14 protein-coding genes and 1 pseudogene are annotated in these 17,006 nt (G+C 68.2%); 10 read left to right on the top strand and 5 right to left on the bottom strand.

Going from position 1 to position 17,006, the window contains the following annotated elements:
- Positions 1–35 precede the first annotated feature (35 nt).
- From FDN03_RS08455 to FDN03_RS08445, 3 genes are read left to right on the top strand one after another with little or no spacing between them, the layout of a single operon-like run.
- Positions 36–1,076 (top strand): acyl-CoA dehydrogenase family protein, encoded by a 1,041-nt coding sequence (locus tag FDN03_RS08455; protein WP_249354438.1) that lies wholly within the window; start codon positions 36–38, stop codon positions 1,074–1,076.
- Entirely contained in the window at positions 1,070–2,443 is a 1,374-nt protein-coding gene (locus tag FDN03_RS08450) for a bifunctional PIG-L family deacetylase/class I SAM-dependent methyltransferase (RefSeq protein WP_138175927.1), read from the top strand. Before FDN03_RS08455 ends, FDN03_RS08450 begins: the two co-directional genes overlap by 7 nt.
- A complete protein-coding gene (locus FDN03_RS08445) occupies positions 2,436–3,167 on the top strand; it encodes a glycosyltransferase (protein WP_138175925.1) in 732 nt (243 codons plus the stop codon). The genes FDN03_RS08450 and FDN03_RS08445 overlap by 8 nt, the downstream gene beginning before the upstream one ends.
- A gap of 118 nt (positions 3,168–3,285) precedes the next feature.
- On the opposite strand, the gene FDN03_RS08440 is transcribed toward FDN03_RS08445, so the two are convergent.
- Positions 3,286–3,798: a DNA starvation/stationary phase protection protein gene (locus tag FDN03_RS08440; protein ID WP_138175923.1), complete on the bottom strand. Its 513-nt coding sequence runs from the start codon at positions 3,796–3,798 to the stop codon at positions 3,286–3,288.
- 376 nt (positions 3,799–4,174) lie between these two features.
- Between FDN03_RS08440 and FDN03_RS08435 the strand changes: the two genes are divergently transcribed.
- The 5 genes from FDN03_RS08435 to FDN03_RS08420 all read left to right on the top strand — a co-directional run bounded on the left by FDN03_RS08435 (position 4,175) and on the right by FDN03_RS08420 (position 7,270).
- Positions 4,175–4,363, top strand: a complete 189-nt coding sequence (locus FDN03_RS08435) for a hypothetical protein (RefSeq protein ID WP_138175921.1) — start codon at positions 4,175–4,177, stop codon at positions 4,361–4,363.
- 88 nt (positions 4,364–4,451) lie between these two features.
- The gene (locus tag FDN03_RS16415) at positions 4,452–4,625 is read left to right on the top strand and encodes a hypothetical protein (protein WP_171021182.1); all 174 of its coding nucleotides are present in this window, start codon (positions 4,452–4,454) and stop codon (positions 4,623–4,625) included.
- 259 nt (positions 4,626–4,884) lie between these two features.
- Positions 4,885–5,508 carry a DUF3060 domain-containing protein gene (locus FDN03_RS08430; RefSeq protein ID WP_138175919.1) on the top strand — a complete coding sequence of 208 codons (624 nt, stop codon included), beginning with the start codon at positions 4,885–4,887 and terminating at the stop codon, positions 5,506–5,508.
- A gap of 63 nt (positions 5,509–5,571) precedes the next feature.
- Positions 5,572–6,303 (top strand): response regulator transcription factor, encoded by a 732-nt coding sequence (locus tag FDN03_RS08425; protein ID WP_138175917.1) that lies wholly within the window; start codon positions 5,572–5,574, stop codon positions 6,301–6,303.
- Positions 6,296–7,270: a HAMP domain-containing sensor histidine kinase gene (locus FDN03_RS08420; RefSeq protein WP_171021181.1), complete on the top strand. Its 975-nt coding sequence runs from the start codon at positions 6,296–6,298 to the stop codon at positions 7,268–7,270. The genes FDN03_RS08425 and FDN03_RS08420 overlap by 8 nt, the downstream gene beginning before the upstream one ends.
- On the opposite strand, the gene FDN03_RS08415 is transcribed toward FDN03_RS08420, so the two are convergent.
- From FDN03_RS08415 to FDN03_RS08405, 3 genes are all read right to left on the bottom strand, one after another.
- Positions 7,267–8,325, bottom strand: coding sequence for a S66 peptidase family protein (locus FDN03_RS08415; RefSeq protein WP_138175914.1), 1,059 nt, complete (start codon positions 8,323–8,325; stop codon positions 7,267–7,269). The genes FDN03_RS08420 and FDN03_RS08415 overlap by 4 nt on opposite strands.
- A gap of 72 nt (positions 8,326–8,397) precedes the next feature.
- On the bottom strand, positions 8,398–11,115 hold the full coding sequence (locus FDN03_RS08410; protein WP_138175912.1) for an ornithine decarboxylase: 2,718 nt from the start codon (positions 11,113–11,115) through the stop codon (positions 8,398–8,400).
- A gap of 382 nt (positions 11,116–11,497) precedes the next feature.
- Positions 11,498–12,037 carry a hypothetical protein gene (locus tag FDN03_RS08405; protein WP_138175911.1) on the bottom strand — a complete coding sequence of 180 codons (540 nt, stop codon included), beginning with the start codon at positions 12,035–12,037 and terminating at the stop codon, positions 11,498–11,500.
- A gap of 282 nt (positions 12,038–12,319) precedes the next feature.
- Between FDN03_RS08405 and hutH the strand changes: the two genes are divergently transcribed.
- Both hutH and panD read left to right on the top strand, forming a co-directional pair.
- Positions 12,320–13,876, top strand: a complete 1,557-nt coding sequence (gene hutH / locus FDN03_RS08400) for a histidine ammonia-lyase (RefSeq protein ID WP_138175909.1) — start codon at positions 12,320–12,322, stop codon at positions 13,874–13,876.
- A gap of 105 nt (positions 13,877–13,981) precedes the next feature.
- The gene (gene panD, locus FDN03_RS08395; RefSeq protein ID WP_138175907.1) at positions 13,982–14,404 is read left to right on the top strand and encodes an aspartate 1-decarboxylase; all 423 of its coding nucleotides are present in this window, start codon (positions 13,982–13,984) and stop codon (positions 14,402–14,404) included.
- A 9-nt stretch (positions 14,405–14,413) separates the two neighbouring features.
- Here the strand turns inward: panD and uvrA are convergent.
- A pseudogene (gene uvrA, locus FDN03_RS08390) lies at positions 14,414–16,927 on the bottom strand (excinuclease ABC subunit UvrA).
- Between the last annotated feature and the right edge of the window lie 79 nt (positions 16,928–17,006).

The following is a 17,006-nucleotide window of genomic DNA, read 5'->3' as shown; positions in this document are numbered from 1 at the left end:
TGCCACGTTGCAGGACGCGAACATGAGGTGATCAGGTGCTCCCAGAGGGCGTGCAGACCGTGGTTTTGAACCCCGCCGCACCGGCGGATCCGTTGGACTGGGAGCCGGCCGGGCAACTGCTCACCGCGGCCGAACACTGCCAGGGCCACCCCGAACCGCTGCTGCGGGTGCTCAGTGCGCACCCCGGCATCCCGCCGGTGCCCGGCACCGGAAACACGGCCGGGCTGTGGCAATGGCTGGCCACCCTCGCCGCCATTGACCTGGCCGCCGCCCGCACCCTCGAACCCCACCTGGACGCGGCCGCCATCCTGCGCCAGGCCGGGCACGAGTGGGCTGCGGGCAGCACCTGGGGCGTCTACGCGGCCGAGGCACCCCACCAGCTGCTCACCGCCGAACAGGACGGCGAGGGCACCTGGCAACTGAACGGCACCAAGCCCTGGTGCTCCCTGGCCGGGAACCTGAGCCGGGCCATCGTCAGCGCCCACACCGCGCAGGGCCGGCGGATCTTTGCCGTGCAGCTAAGCGATGCGGGCGTCGAGGTGCAGCAGGGCACCTGGCACAGCCGCGGGCTGGCCCACATCCCCAGCGGCAGCGTGCACTTCACCGCCGTGCCGGCCCAGCCCATCGGCGCCGCCGGGTGGTACCTGGACCGTCCGGGCTTCGCCGTCGGCGCGGTCGGGGTGGCCGCCTGCTGGTTTGGCGGGGCGGTGGGCCTGTACCGGACGCTGTTCGCCTCCGCCCAGCGCCGCGAACCGGACCAGCTGGCCCTGTCCTGGCTCGGCGAGGGGCACCGGCTGCTGCACGGTGCCGGGCTGGCGCTCGCCAACGCGGCCGGGCGCGCCGATGCCCAACGGCTGGACTGGGCGGACGCCCTGACCGTGCGCGGCCACGTCGCCGCCGTCTGCCAGCGGCTGCTGGCCATGGTCCCCGAGGCCACCGGCCCCGGCCCCCTGGTCGGGGATGACGCGCACGCCCGCCGGGTCGCGGACCTGGGCATCTACCTGCGCCAGCACCATGGGGCCCGGGATGACGCCGCCCTGGGCGGCAAAGTGCTGCAGGCCGGTGGGCCATGGTGAGCTTCGACCACCGGGATGCCGGAACCCCCGCCAGCTCCTGGCGGGCGGCCGGCCGGCAGCGGCTGGGGGAACTGGAAGAGCAGGCCCTGCCCGGCGCCGGCGGCACCCTGGTGGTGCTGGCCGCGCACCCGGATGATGAGACCCTGGGCGCCGGCGGGTTGATCCAGCAGTGCCTGGCCCGCGGCGCCGCGGTGCACGTGCTGGTGTGCAGCGCCGGAGAAGCCTCCCACCCTGACTCCCCCACCCACCGCCCCAAACAGCTGGCCGCCATCCGCCGCCGGGAAATCGCCGACGCACTGCGCCAGCTGGATGCCACGGCCACCACGCACGGCACGTTGACCTGGGACGTGTTGGGGCTGCCCGATGGCCAGCTGGCAGGGCACACCAAGGCCATCACCGACGCCCTGGAGCTGGCGCTGGCCGGCCCCGCCACGGTGCTGGCCTCCACCTACCGCGGCGACGGGCACATCGACCATGAGACCCTGGGCCGCCTGGCCGCCGAGACCGCCAGCCGCCACGGGCTGGCGCTGCTGGAGTTCCCGCTCTGGTACTGGCACTGGGCCGAACCAGACCAGGACTCCCGGTGGCGCCACTGGCGCCGCCTACAGCTGAGCGAAGCGCAGCAGCAGGCCAAGGCCGCGGCCATGGCCGCCCACCGCTCCCAAGTGGCCCCGCTGTCCGACCAGCCCGGGGACGAGGTGCTGCTCAGCGCCGCGTTCAGCGCCCACTTCGGCAACGGGACCGAGGTCCTGCGCTACACCCCCGCCAACACGCACTCGGGCAGCGACGCCTCACAGGTCTTCGAACAGCTCTACCAGCAGCGCGAAGACCCATGGGACTACCGCACCAGCGACTATGAACGGCGCAAGCGCCAGGTGCTGCTGGCCAGCCTGGCCCGGGACAGCTACCGCCAGGCCCTGGAAGTCGGGTGCTCCATCGGGGAGCTGTCCGCAGCGCTCGCCGAACGCAGTCAATGGTTCCTGGGCCTGGATGCCAGCGCCACCGCGGTCACCACGGCCCGTGACCGGCTGGCCCACCTGCCCCACGCCCAGGTGCGTGAGGCGACCGTACCGCAGCAGTGGCCGACGGAGCAGGACGGCTGGGACCTGGTGGTCATCAGCGAAACCGGCTACTTCCTGGCCGCCGATGAACTGGCCGAACTGCTCACCCGCTGTGACCAGCAGATGGCGCCCGACGGGGAACTGGTGCTCTGCCACTGGCTGCACCCGATCCAGGGCTGGACGCTGGACGGGGAAACGGTGCACGCCATGGCCCGGGAACTGCAAGGCTGGCATCCGGTGGTCGAACACCGCGAACCGGACTTCCTGCTGGAGATCTACCGGCGGAAGGGTGGAACCGATGAATGAGCCGCTGCGGGCACTGGCCATCGTGATCCCGGTGCACAACGAAGAAGAACACCTACCCGCCTGCCTGGCCCACCTGGCGGCCGCCATGGACCGCTTCACCCAGTGCGCGCCGCAGGTGGAACTGCATGCGGTGCTCGTGCTGGACCGCTGCACCGACCTCTCCGGTCAGCTGGCGCGGGACCGGGTGCGCGCCGATGCCCGCTTCCACGCGCTGCCCGGGAACTTTGGCAGCGTCGGGGCCAGCCGCGCGGCCGGGGTCCAACGGGCCCTGGAACTAAGCGGCGCCTCCCCGGCGGCTACCTGGGTGGCGTGCAGCGACGCCGACAGCCGGGTGCCGGTCAATTGGCTGACGGTGCTGCTGCTGGCCGCGGCCCGGGGCGCGGACGCGGTGCTGGGCACCGTGCAACCCGATGAGAAGGAATTGGAACCCCACCGGTACCGGCAGTGGCGGCAGCACTACCGGCCCGAACCCGGTCACGGGCATGTGCACGGGGCAAACCTGGCGTTCAACGCCGCCCACTACCTGCGCGCCGGCGGGTTTGAACCGGTCACGGCGCATGAGGATGTGGGCCTGGTGCGCCGGCTGCGGGCGGGCGGTGCCCGGCTGCAGGCCACTGCCCAGATCCCGGTGCTCACCTCCGGCCGGCTGACCGGTCGCCTGCAGGGCGGGTTCGCGGACTATCTGGCGGGCCTGGAATCACGCGCGCTGCTGCTGGGGCGCTAAGGCCCCGCGGCCGGCCCTGGTGCGGGTGACAACTTGCGCAGACGGCAAGCGGCACGCCCCACAAGGGGACGTGCCGCGAAAAACTGGCCGCCGGCCAGAACCGGAAAACCGGTCCGGGTTATGGCTTGCGGTTTTCGGCGCTGATGAACCAGGCCTGCTGTTCCAGCTGCGCAATGTAGTCATGCAGGATGTCAGCCGAGGTTGGGTCGGCCTCATCAACTGCGTCATGCACCCGGCGCATGACACCCACCGTGGTCTGCACGGCGTCGACCATCAGGTCCACGGCCTTGGTGGTCAGGATCTCGCCGTTCGTGGGCTGCTCCAGCTCGGTGTACTTCGACACGGTGCCCACCAGCCCATCCGGGGTGGCGTGCATGGCGCGCATGCGCTCGGCGATTTCATCCGAACCCTTGCGGGCGATGTCCACGACCTCGTCCAGGTTCAGGTGCAGGTCGCGGAAGTTCGGGCCCACAATGTTCCAGTGCGCCTGCTTGCCCACAAGCTGCAAGTCGATCAGGTTCACCAGGACCGACTGCAGGGCATCACGCAGCTCCTCGGTGGCGACGAAACCGTTCTCGGCGTTTTCCCGCTTGGTCTTCCCTGCTGGTGTCTTCTTTACGGAATCAGACAAGGTTTGCTCCCCCTTCAGGTGGTCACTTCAACTTGCTTTCCAACAACCCTTGGCGGTTACGGCCAAGGGCCCTAATTTGAACTCTAGCCCTCCGCGCCCAGGATGTGTACCTCGGCCCCGTTCTTTCACCTGCTTCCAAGGTTTTACCCGGTTGTTCACCTCCTCCACCACTTCGCAAGCCGCGCGTTCCTGCGGAAGCAGGCCGGGAAGGGCCTGCTGGGAACGCCTTTGGCCAATACTGGCAATCCCCATGGAATGCGCTTTTGGGTGCGGGTTGGCCCCGGGGCGGGCAGTATCGTGGCTAGTCCAATCGATTCCGGCACCAGGGTCGGCAGCCCGCCGCCGCTGGATCGCCGCAGAACGAAGGAGGGACACAATGTTCGGACACCGACATCCCACCGAGCCACCGGTCACCCCGCATGACCCGACCGGGCCCATGGAACCGCCCAGCGACCCCACGGCCCCACCGGAACCGCACACCGACCCGACCGGGCCGACCCAGCCGCCGCTGGATCCCACTGCCCCGCCACCGCCGCCGGAACCGGAAACCCTGCCGGAACGCTAGAATCAGGCCAACGCCGGATCTGCCCGCCGGGCGCACACCAGCCCGGCGCGGACGCTGAATCAACCACACGGAATCAGGAGGACGGCTCATGCAGAACACCTCGAACAACCAGGACAAGACCAACGAGCAGGACGCCAAGCTGAAGGACCACGTCTCGGACCCCAAGCTCTCCGATGACACCGGTCACGATTGGACCGATGAGGGCGGCGCCACCCACCAGGGCGCGGCGACCGCAACCCCGGCGCACGACGACGAATCGTAGGCCCCGAAAAACCCACGACTACCGCCTCCACCCGCCCACGGGTGTGACCGGCAGATGGTCGGCGCGGCTGGCACCAGGACACTGGTGCCAGCCGCTTTTTCGTCTGCGGCCCGCTACCTGCGTGAAGATCGCCTGTCGCAAAACTGCGACAACCCTGAAACAGCGGTGCGACCTGCCCAGGACCGAAACCCCATAGGCTCAAGGGTAGAAAGATTGATTTTGGCGGGATCCCTGCCTTGACGATAAGGAGTCGTTCACCGTGGAAAAGAAGACAATGCATAGCGCGGGACTCTCGCTGGCGGTCCTCCTGCTCGCCTCCGCCGGGTTGAGCGGTTGTGTGAGCGTGCAACCGGAAAACGGCACCGAAACCTCCAGCGGACCGATCACCAGCCCCGCGGCCCCGGAGCAGGACACCCAGTCCCCCACCGCGCAGCCGAGCCCCAGCTCCTCCGCCCCGGCGGCCACCTCCTCCAGCCCCGCCGCGAAGGGCGCCCAGGAGGCGAGCTTCTCGGAAATCTTCAAGAGCATCAATTCCAACGCCGCCAAGAAGCTGGAGTGCCTGGATGAGGACCATGGCCGGAACGACGCCGATGACCTGTACATCAAGGACAAGAACACGGTCATCAGCATCACCGGCGACTGTGACGACGTGGTGATCAGCGGGGACAACCTGGTGATTGCCGCCACCGAGATTGATGACCTGATCGTGCGCGGGAACAACAACGTCATCGCCGTGCAGGACTTGGACAACGTGGAGGTCAGCGGTTCGGGCAACCACGTGGGCTGGGATCCGGCCTATGAGGATGACCCGGATGTGGAGAACCACGGGTCCAAGAACGTGCTGCGCCACGACGCGGTGGGCAGCGCCGAACTGGATCTCTAGGCCGCAAGCTCAATAGGCTGGGATCCTGTCCACCACCCGCCCACCGGTAAGGAAACTTCGCCCATGACCGCTAGCGACGGCGCCTCGGTCCTGCTCGTCGATGACGAGCAGGACATTTTGGCCACCCTGGGCGGCTACCTGCGCCGCAGCGGACTGGAGGTGCATACCGCCGGCAACGGCGCCGAGGCACTGCAGCTGCTGGAGAGCCAACCGGTGTCGGTCATCGTCTCGGATGTGATGATGCCCTACCTGGATGGCAGGGCGCTGCTGCGCACCCTGCGTGAACGCGAGGACTGGACTCCGGTGATCCTCTTGACCGTGGTCGGGGAGGCCGACGAACGTTCGGCGGCGCTGGACGAGGGAGCCGATGACTACCTGAACAAGCCCTTCGCCCCGCAGGAGCTGCTCTCCAGGATCCGGGCGGTGCTGCGCCGCCTGCAGTCCGCCACCCAGTCGCTGGGCAACGCCCAGGTGCTGGTGGCCGAACACGCCGGGGGCACCCTGAAATTGGACCGATCCGCCCGCCGGGTATGGAATTCTGGCTCCGAGGTCACTTTGACCCCCAAGGCGCTGACGCTGCTGGAATACCTGATGAGCCGGCCCGACGAGGTACACAGCCGTGAACGGCTGCTCGAAACCCTGTGGGGCTTTGAATTCGCGGTCTCCACCCGTGCGGTGGACCACCGGATCGCCGAAATCCGCCGCTCCTTTGGTGATGACGCCGCGGCCCCCACCCTGATTGAAACGGTGCCCGGCCATGGGTACCGCCTGGCCGCGCAGGTGCGCCGTGGCTAGGGTACGGACCACCACCGACACCGGCCGCCGTGCCGCCGACGGGGCCCAGCGCGCACTGTTGTTCGCGTTGTTCAGCATCCCGGTGCTCGCCCTGGCGGCCGCGATCCTGCTGTTCTTCTTGGCCGGCGGATTGGACCTGTCCATCCTCATGCCGCTGTGGCTGGTGCCGCTGGTCCTTGGGGCCGCGGCCTTCACCGGCTGCGCCCTGGTGCTGCGCCAGCGCCGCAGCACCGAACGGCAGATCCAGGACCTGCGGGCCAAGATCACCTCCGAGGGCGACCAGGCCCGACGGCGGCTGCTGCGGCGGCTGGATCACGAGCTGAAAAATCCGCTGACCGTGTTGCAGGCGGTGATCAGCGGCAGTGAGGACCAGCTGCCCGATGCGGCCAGTTGGGGCAGCGTTGCCACCCAAACCCGGCGGCTTTCCCGGCTGGTTGGGGACCTGCGCGGGCTGGCCGAGCTGGAGGTCGCCCAGCTTGAACGCGTTCAGGTGGACGTGGAACAGCTGCTGCGTGACGTGCTGGATGACACGGCCGAAGGACCCCAGGGCCGGGACGCCGAACAACGCCGGATCTCCCTGCACCTGCCCAAGGCTCCATGGCCGCTGCCGGCAATTCAGGGCGACCCGGACCTGCTGCGCCTGAGCCTGCACAACCTGTTGAGCAACGCCATCAAGTACTCATCGGCCGGGGACAGCATCGAGATCACCGCCCAGGAACTGGACGGCTCGCTCATCATTGACATTGCCGACACCGGTCGCGGGATCCCGGAGGAGGAACAGGACCTGGTGCTGGAGGAGCTGGCCCGCGCCTCCAACGCCCGGGACATGCCCGGCTCCGGGATCGGTCTGGCGCTGGTGCGGGTCATCGTGGCCCGCCACGGCGGCACACTGATCCTGCGTTCGCGTGACGGGCACGGCACATCGGTCTCCATGCGCCTGCCGCTGCACCCGCCGGCCGCGGCCTAGCAGTTCTCGGCGCTCCCGCCTGCCTGGTCCAGCTGCTCGCGCCGGTGCGCGAACCGCAGCTGCACCCTGTCCGGCTGCCCCTGGGCCGGTGTTGCCGCGAGCCGGGCCTGCCCGCCGATGGGCAGGGTGAACATGGGACTGGTGTGCCCGAAGTCCAGGTTCGCGACCACCGGCACCGAGTCAAGCAGCGGATGCTTGTCCACCACTTGTTGGAGCATTGAACGGGTGACGACCGAATCCTGCTGGAAGCGGCCGATTCCAAGACCGGTGATGCCGGCGGCGTCGGGGCGCTGCAGCAGCGCGGCGAGGTTGCGGGCGAATTCATGGATGTCCCCGGCCGCGTCGTCCTCCAGGAACAGCATGGCGCCCTCCAGCCGGGGCATCAACCCGGTGCCCTGCAGCAGGTTGAGCGTGCACAGATTCCCGCCGATGACCCGTCCGGTGCCCGCTCCCTCGCGCAAGACCCACGGTCCGTCGGTGGGCAGCGTCTGCCGCCCATCCTGGTTCATGAACCACAAGTCATCGGTGTAGGCCGTGGCCGGCTCAATGCTCCATGCCTGGCCGGAGGTGGCGGCGGTGAACCACTGGCCAGTGGGTTCAAAATGGTCGCGCATGCCAAACATGGACCAGTGCGGGCCAACATAGGTGATCATCCCGGTGCGTGCATGGATCGCGTTGGCCAGCACGGTGAAGTCCGAGTAGCCGCAAAACACCTTCGGGTTGGCGGCAATCAGGTCCCAATCCAGGTACGGCAGCAGCTCGTTGGCGTTAAACCCGCCGATCACGCTCATGATCCCGTCCACCGCCGGATCAGCGAACGCCGCGTGCAGGTCCTCCAGGCGCGAGGTGATCGACGAGCTGTCGAAGTCGTCGCGCTCATCCACATGCCGTCCGAAGGAAAGCTTGATCCCCAGGGCCGCGAAACGCTCGTTGATCCAGCGCGTGTTGTCATGTTCCATGACATAGCTGCGCGAGCAGGAGGGGGCAACCACCCGCACCTGAGCGCCGGGGCGCAGCCGGGCGGGAACGGTGACGTGCTTATCAGTCCAAGTCATCGTCCCAGCCTACCGGCCGCACGGCCGCGGCGTGAGCTGGGTCTCAGGGGTGCCGGGCCGCGGTATTGCCCGTTAGCCGCGTTTGTCCTGCTCCACCAGGGCCAGGGCCTCGGGGGTGAACACCTGGTACCCGTATTGGCGGTGGTAGCCGTGGATTTCCCTGGTGTCCAACGCGTCCATGTAGTCCAGGATGGGCAGGCTGATCACCTGGCCGGGCACCAGCACCGGGAAGCCCGGCGGGTAGGGGGTGACGAACGCGGCCGACACCACCTCCTGGCCCGCCGCGATGCGCTCGCGGATGGCCGGGGAATGGTGGAACGTCGTGGCCGGGTCGTCGTAGGTCAGGTAGTAGGCCCGGCGCATGTCCCCGCTCTGCGCTCCCCCGTCAAAGGCCGGGGCAAAATGGCTGAAGTCCGGCAGCGGCACCTGCGGCTGGGCGGTGGGCTGGGCCGGGTAGGCGTCCCGCCCGTCCAGCCGGCGCTGGCGTTCCAGTTCGTTGGCGATCTTGATCAGCACCTCGATCAGGTAGGCGACGGCGCTGCGGTTGGTGCCGATGTTGGTCATCAGCAGCACGCTGGTGCGGCTGGTCTTGTTCACCTGGATGGCGTGCCCGTCCATCAGGTAACTGTGCTTGAACGTGTCCCCGTCCACCCCGGTGCGGCTGATGTCCAGGGTCAGCCGGCTGGGGTCAACCACGAACTCGTCGGTGTCCCAGGCCTGGTCCCAGGCCGCCAGCCCGTCGCGCACCGGGTTGGTATTGCGCGAGGTGCGGAACCGCTCGGGAATCAGATCGCTGCTGTCCAGCACCCGGAAGTACTTGCGCAGCAGGTCGTGGCGGGCAATGGCCTTGGAGATGGACAGGGCCAGGTCGACCTGCCGCTGCACCAGCGCATAGCCTTCCAGCTCCACCTGGCGGCGGCCAATGTCCAGGGAGGCCAGGATCTGGTAGTTCGGCGAGGTGGAGGTGTGCGTCATGTACGCCTCGCGGAAGGAGTTGGCGTTGCGGCTGGCGAAGTCCTGGTCATGCACGTGGATCATCGAGCCCTGGCGCAGCGAGGTCAGGGTCTTGTGGGTGGACTGGGTGGCGTAGATCCGCAGCCGGGTGGCCTGCGGGTCCGGGATGAGCCGGGCGTTCAGCCAGGCCTCGTCATTGGCCGGGTCCTCATGCGTGCCCGGTTCGGGCAGCTGCCCAACCTGTTCTTCGTACCGACGGCGGTGCTGCGCGGTGGACAGGTCCGCCTCCAGGCCGCGGGCCGCGGCCATGGCGGTGCGTTTGCGGTAGATCGGGTGGAATCCGGCAAACGCGTACCAGGCCTCATCCCAAAGGAAGACCAGGTCGGGTTTGATGGCCAGGCATTCCTCCATGACCCGGCGCGGGTCGTAGATGATCCCGTCAAAGGTGCAGTTGGTCAGGGTGATCATCTTGACCTTGTGCAGCTTCCCGGCCCGCCGCAGTTCCAGCAGCGCCTTCTTGATCTCCCGCAGCGGCACCGCCCCGTAGATCGCGTGCTCCTGCAGCGGGTAGGCCTCCAGGTACTTCACGTGCGCGCCGGCCAACACCAGGGAGTAGTGGTGGGATTTGTGGCAGTTGCGGTCCACCAGCACGATGTCTCCGGGAGCCAGAATCGATTGGTGCACGATCTTGTTGGCCGTTGAGGTGCCATTGGTGACGAAGTAGGTGCGGTGCGAACCAAACGCCCGGGCCGCCAGTTCGTGGGCCTCCCGGATCGAACCGTGCGGGTCCAGCAGCGAATCCAGACCACCGGAGGTGGCCGAGGTCTCGGCCAGCAGCAGGTTGATCCCGTAGAAGTCGACCAGGTCCCGGGCCCAGGGGGAGTTTTGCACCGATCCGGCGCGGGAGATGGGCATGGCGTGGAAAACGCCTCCCGGGCGGCGGGCGTGGCGCTGCAGCGCGTTGAAGAACGGGGTCTCGTAGCGGGAGAGGATTTCGCCAATGATCGACAGGTGCAGATCCATCCCGTCGTTGCGGGAGAAGATGCGGCGGAACCTGCCGGTCAGTTCCCGGGCCAGGGATTCCAGGGCCACCCCGGCCACCAGGTAGACCGCCACCTCCGGGCGCAGCCGCTCCACCAGGCGTTCCAGGTCCAGCAGCAGGTCAACCTGCTTGCCGCTGGAGAACATCCCGCCCATCTGCGCGCTGATGTAGCCGTGCAGGGCGGTGCTCAGCTTCTGCCGGGTGTGCAGCTCAAAGCGCGGGGTGAGCACGCAGGTTTGAATGGTCGGATTGATCATGAGTGCCACCAGCGCATCCTCCACGCTGGGCACCACCACCAGGTTGTAGGTGAACTCGTCGCTGCTGCGCCGCTGGTCAAGCATTTCCTGCTTGAAGCCCTCGATTTCCTCGACCCGCCCGTTGTCGACCATCAGCACCTCGACCACCGGGGTGAAGCGTGCGGTCGGTTCGTTTTCCTCATCCTCGGCGTGCAGGGTGTCCGGCTCAATGTACTGGGTTTGGGAGCGGAAAGTCTGGTTGACCAGGTATACCTTCTCCATGGCCCGGTCGTAGTCATCGGCTTCCAGCGCCGCGACCATCTCATTGAAGTAGCTGATGCCCGGGGTCGCCCAATACGGTTCAATGGCAGCGATCAGCCCGATCAGCTTGCCCGCCTCCTGCACCAGCGTTTCGGGTTCCCCCGAGCCGTTGCCCACGACCCGCACCAGCTCGCTGAGAATGTAGCCCAGATGCTCCCAGGCGTCCTTGCGCCGGCGCCAGGCGCTTTCAGGGGTCCCCGTTGCGTTGACGGCTGGCTTGGCTAACCCGGTATCCACGGTGCTGGTCTTTCTCTCGTCCTAGTGCTGCACGAACCCTTGTGCCGGGAAGCCTAGCGGTCTTTGGTGACTGCCGTGTTTCACAGTTTTAACGGTCCGTTAAGGACGGCGCATGACATCGGTGCCTTCGGCATGATCTTCATTGACCGTCCGGTGTAGGCAGACTATGCCAAGTTTGCTTTTGTTGCCCCGTTGAGGCGCAAAGTTACCAGCGAACGTGTCGCCAGGGGTTGCAGCGCCCGTAACACGAAGGATCCACGCCCAACCGCGCTAAAGGGCGCAGGCGGGGGAACCGCGTCCAAGCGCGGTTCCCCCGCCCACATGGTGCCCGGCGGGTTCTGTCCGGCTTCGGGGGTGCCGGACAGGACCCGTTGCTGGTTTCCTAGCGTTTCAGCAGCCCCAGCTTCACATTCTTGGGCCGCTGCATCTCCCCGTGCTGGGCGCCGAGCACAATCACGGTGGCCGCGAAACCGGGGATCACCCACTGCAGCTGGCGCAGCTGCTTTTGGGCCTTGGCCAGTTCATCGGAGCTTCCGGCGCGGGGTTCGGTGGCGCCCTTCGCCCCCTCCTCGGCCAGCTGATCCACCTTCTTGCCCAGTACCGCGGCATAGAACGTCACCGCGGCTCCGGCCAGGGTCACTCCGGTCTTGATCCACGTCCAGGCCATCACCCCGTCCTGGGTGGCATACCGGCCCTTGTTTTCCCACAGGATCGGGCCCAGGGAGGCCAGGTGGGCGGCAAACGCACCGGTCTGCACCGGCGCCCATTTCTTCCATCCCAGGCTTGAGAGCCGGGTTCGTTCGGTTGCGTCCTTGGCTTCGGACGTCGCTCCGTTCAGGCCCACGGCACCCATCAGCGAACCGCCGAACCAGGCGGCGGCCGTCAGGTCATGGACCGAGCGCGCAAAGAGATTTCCGGACATGAGTACATACCTTTCCTGAAAGTTGTCTCCCGGCCAGTTTCCCCAGCAGCCCGGGGTGGTGTTCATCGGCCGCGGTTGAACATCTCCACGGTGCCGGGGGCGCCGCCGAGAGGTAAAGACCAACCCGGAAACTGCCAGCTAAGCCAAGGAAGACACCGAAGATCCCCCGGTGCGAAAGTCCGGGATCCCGGACAACGACTTCGAGGGCGCCAGCCATGGCCCCCACCGGTGGCCAATGATGGAAGGTAAGTCCCATTGGCTCTCGTCCCGCGGAAGTGAAGTATGGAAGCAAATCTCGAAAACAGTGCAGTGACCCTGAACCTCGGCGGGACCACCGCCGAGGACGTGATCGCCGTGGCACGGCAGCAGGCCCCGGTGATGATCGCCGATGCGGTGCTCGCCGAGTTGGGGCGGGTACGCACCCACATCGAGCAGATGGCCGCCAGCGACACCCCGGTCTACGGCGTCTCCACCGGCTTCGGTGCCCTGGCCACCCGCCACATCCCCCAGGCCGACCGGGCCAAGCTGCAGCGCTCGCTGATCCGTTCGCACGCCGCCGGCATGGGTGAGCCGGTGGAACGCGAAGTGGTGCGGGCCCTGATGTTCCTGCGCGCCAAGACCCTGGCGACCGGCCGCACCGGCGTGCGCCCGGTAGTGCTGCAGACCATGGTGGAGGTGCTCAACGCCGGGATCACCCCGGTGGTGCGCGAATTCGGTTCGCTGGGCTGCTCCGGTGACCTGGCGCCGCTGGCGCACTGCGCCCTGGTGCTCATGGGTGAGGGTGAGGCGGTGGACCGCGAGGGCGTGCTGCGCCCGGTGCCGCAGCTGCTGGCCGAGGCCGGCATTGAACCGCTGGTGCTGGAGGAAAAGGAGGGCCTGGCCCTGATCAACGGCACCGACGGGATGCTGGGGATGCTGCTTTTGGCGCTGGCGGACCTGGGCGAGCTGGTGGACATCGCGGATTTGAGCGCGGCCATGAGCGTGGAGGCCCAGCTGGGCACCGACCAGGTGTTCCGGGCCGATCTGCACGAGGCGCTGCGCCCGCATCCCGGGCAGGCGACCAGCGCCGCGAACATGTTCGACGCCCTGGCCGGCTCCCCGATCGTGGCCTCCCACCGCGAAGGGGACGGGCGGGTGCAGGACGCCTATTCGCTGCGCTGCTCCCCGCAGGTCACCGGCGCCACCCGGGACACCATGGACCACGCCGCCACCGTCGCCCGGCGCGAACTGGCCGCGGCCATCGACAACCCGGTGGTGCTGCCCGACGGCCGGATCAGCTCCAACGGCAACTTCCACGGTGCCCCGGTCGCCTACGTGCTGGACTTCCTGGCCATTGCCGTCGCCGATTTGGGGTCCATCGCCGAACGGCGCACCGACCGGATGCTGGATCCGGCCCGTTCCCGGGATCTTCCCGCGTTCCTGGCCGATGATCCGGGAGTGGATTCGGGGATGATGATCGCCCAGTACACCCAGGCCGGTTTGGTGGCCGAAAACAAGCGCCTGGCCGTGCCGGCCAGCGCGGACTCGATTCCCAGCTCGGCGATGCAGGAGGATCATGTGTCCCTGGGGTGGCATGCCGCCCGCAAGCTGCGCAAGTCCGTGGAGAACCTGCGCCGCATCCTGTCGATCGAGCTGGTGGTGGCCGGGCGCGCCCTGGACCTGCGCCGGCCGTTGCAGCCCTCCCCGGTGACCGGCGCGGTGCTGGGGCTGCTGCGCAGCAAGGTGCAGGGCCCGGGTCCGGACCGGTTCCTCTCCGCCGATTTGGAGGCCGCCTACCAGCTGCTGGCCGACGGGCAGGTGCACCGCGTGCTGCGCGAGGCGCTGGCCGGGGGCCGTTAACCCCCCGCCCCGGGCAGGGTGAGCAGTACCGCAGCCTGCCCGGGGTGGAAAGGGCGTAAACTTGGTGAGCAAGAATTCGCTCTGCCTGCAGGAAAGAACCAGCTGATGCAACGCACCATGTTCAAGTCCAAGATCCACCGCGCCACCGTGACCCAGGCGGATCTGCACTACGTCGGGTCGGTCACCATTGACCAGGACCTGCTGGACGCCTCCGACATCCTGCCCGGGGAGCTGGTGAGCATCGTGGATGTGACCAACGGGGCCCGCCTGGAGACCTACACGATCGCCGGCGAGCGCGGCAGCGGCGTGGTGGGCATCAACGGGGCCGCGGCCCACCTGGTGCACCCCGGTGACCTGGTCATCATCATCAGCTACGCGCAGATGGAAGATGCCCAGGCCCGCGCCTACACCCCGGCGGTGGTGCACGTGGATGAGCACAACCGGATGATCCACTTGGGTGATGACCCGGCGGTGGCGGTCGCCGACGGTGTGCAGACTCCCCCGTTCGCCCAGGTCACCGGCAATTAGTCGAGCCTGCTAGCCGGCGTCCGGCTTCGTCCCGGGCCGGTCCTGGTCGGGGAACCGGGCGGCCAGGTAGGTTCCGGTGCGGCTGGCCGGGTTGGCCGCCACCTGTTGCGGGGTCCCCGCTGCGATGATCCGTCCCCCGGCGTCCCCGCCGGCAGGGCCCAGATCGATTACCCAGTCCGCTGCCGCGACCACGTCCAGGTGGTGTTCGACCACCACCACGGTGTTGCCCTGCTCCACCAGCCGGTGCAGCTGCGCCACCAGCAGCTGCACGTCGGCCGGGTGCAGACCCGTGGTCGGCTCATCAAGCAGATACAGGGTGTGCCCGCGCCGGGCGCGTTGCAGCTCGGTGGCCAGTTTGATGCGCTGGGCTTCCCCGCCGGAGAGTTCGGTGGCCGGCTGCCCCAGGCTGAGGTACCCCAGCCCCACTTCCTGCAGGGTTGCCAGCGCCCGGGCGGCGGCCGGGATTTGGTGCAGGAATTCGGCGGCCTCGTCCACGCTCATCGCCAGCACTTCGGCAATGTTCTTCGGCTGCGCGCCGTCCGTCGGCTGGTAGGTCACCTCCAGGGTCTGCGGGTTGTACCGGGCCCCGTGGCAGGTGGGGCACGGTCCGTAGGTGCCGGGCAGGAAGAGCAGCTCGATTTCCAGGTAGCCCTCCCCCTGGCAGGTTTCGCAGCGCCCGCCGGCCACGTTGAAGGAGAACCGGCCGGCTCCGTAGCCGCGTTCCCGCGCCAGCTGGGTGTCGGCGAACGTCTTGCGCACCGCCTCGAACAGGCCGGTGTAGGTGGCCAGGTTGGAGCGCGGGGTGCGCCCAATAGGTTTTTGATCCATGACCACGCAGCGGTTCAGGGCCTCGGCGCCCAGCACCCGACCGACCTGTGCGGTGGCTTCCTCGGAAGGCTCGGCGTTCGTTGGGCTGGCGGGGGCGGTGCGCAGCTGGCCCTGCACGGATTGGGACAGGGCGTGGGAGACCAGGGAGGACTTGCCCGAACCGGACACCCCGGTCACCGCGGTGAAGACCCCCAACGGGAAATGGGCCTGCAGATCCACCAGGTTGTGCAGGTTCACCCCCTGCAGTTCCAGCCAGCCGCTGGCCAGCCTTATCTGGTGGTCGGGGGCCGGGGGCGGGGTCAGGAAGCGGCGGGTCACCGAGGACTGAACTCCCTGCAGCCCGGGCACCGGGCCACTGTAGAGGACTTGTCCCCCGTTGCGTCCGGCCCGCGGGCCGACATCCACGATCCAGTCGGCGGCGGCGACCACATCCATGTTGTGCTCCACCACGAACACCGAGTTTCCGGCCTCCTTCAGCGAACCGAGCACCTGGATCAGCGGCTGCGCGTCGGCCGGGTGCAGTCCCGCGGAGGGTTCATCCAGCACGTAGATCACCCCGAACAGGCCCGAGCGCAACTGGGTGGCGATGCGCAGGCGCTGCATCTCCCCCGGGGAAAGGGTGGGGGTGGCCCGGTTCAGGCTCAGGTAGCCCAACCCCAGGTCCAGCAGCACCTGGATGCGGGCGCGCAGGTCCGTGCCGATGGTCTGGGCGACCTGCTGCTCGGCGGCGGTGGCCTGCTGCTGGGGTTGATAGGTATCAAGCAGTTCGGCCAGCTCGGTGAGCGAGGCCGCGTTGAACTCGGCAATGGTGCGCTCTGCGAAGCGCACCGCGAGGGACTCCTGGCGGAATCCGGTGCCCCCGCACAGCGGGCAGGGCCCGGTCTTCAGGAAGCGCAGGGCCTTGGCCCGCATGGTTTCACTCTTGGACTCGGCCACCGTGTGCAGCACATAGCGTTTGGCGCTCCAGAACCGGCCCTTGTACGGCTTTTCGATGCGGTCCCGTTCCGGGGTCACCTCCACCACCGGCTGCTCGTCCGTGAACAGCAGCCAGTCCCGGTCCTTGCGGGCCAGCTGCCCGAAGGGCTTGTCCACGTCATAACCCAGGTGGCTGGCCACGTCGCGCAGGTTCTTGCCCTGCCAGGCCCCGGGCCAGGCGGCGATCGCGCCCTGCCGGATGCTCAGGGACGGGTCGGGCACCAGCAGCTCCTCGCTGACCGTGTGGGCCTGGCCCAGCCCGTGGCATTGCGGGCAGGCACCGACCGCGGTGTTCGGGGAGAACGCGTCCGAATCCAGGCGCGCCGCACCCGGCGGGTAGCTGCCGGCCCGGGAGAAGAGCATGCGCACCGAATTGGACAGGGTGGTCAGGGTGCCCACGCTGGAGCGGGAGCTGGAACCGGCGCGACGCTACTGCAGCGCCACCGCCGGGGGCAGACCTGAAATGTACTCGACCTTCGGGGTGTGGCCCTGGGAAATCAGCCGGCGAGCGTAGGGGGCCACGGATTCCAGGAAGCGGCGCTGGGCCTCGGCGAAGATGGTGCCAAACGCGAGCGAGGACTTGCCCGAACCGGAGACCCCGGTGAACGCCACGATCGCATCCCGCGGGATGCGCACCTCCACGTTCTGCAGGTTGTTCTCACTCGCCCCGCGCACGTGCACGAACCCGTCCTGCCCGGCCGTGGCGCCGGGCGCCGGCAGTCCGGGAGCGGGGTCGGTGCCCGGGGTGGGGTGAATGCTGTCGTGCTGCTGGTCCAAGGTCTTCACCTTCCCCACCCTA

It is taken from the genome of Glutamicibacter sp. V16R2B1 (genome assembly GCF_005774635.1).
GTDB classification, from domain to species: Bacteria; Actinomycetota; Actinomycetes; order Actinomycetales; family Micrococcaceae; genus Glutamicibacter; species Glutamicibacter creatinolyticus.
The sequence above is the reverse complement of the archived record's forward strand: the minus strand, read 5'-3'. Positions and strand labels throughout refer to the sequence as shown.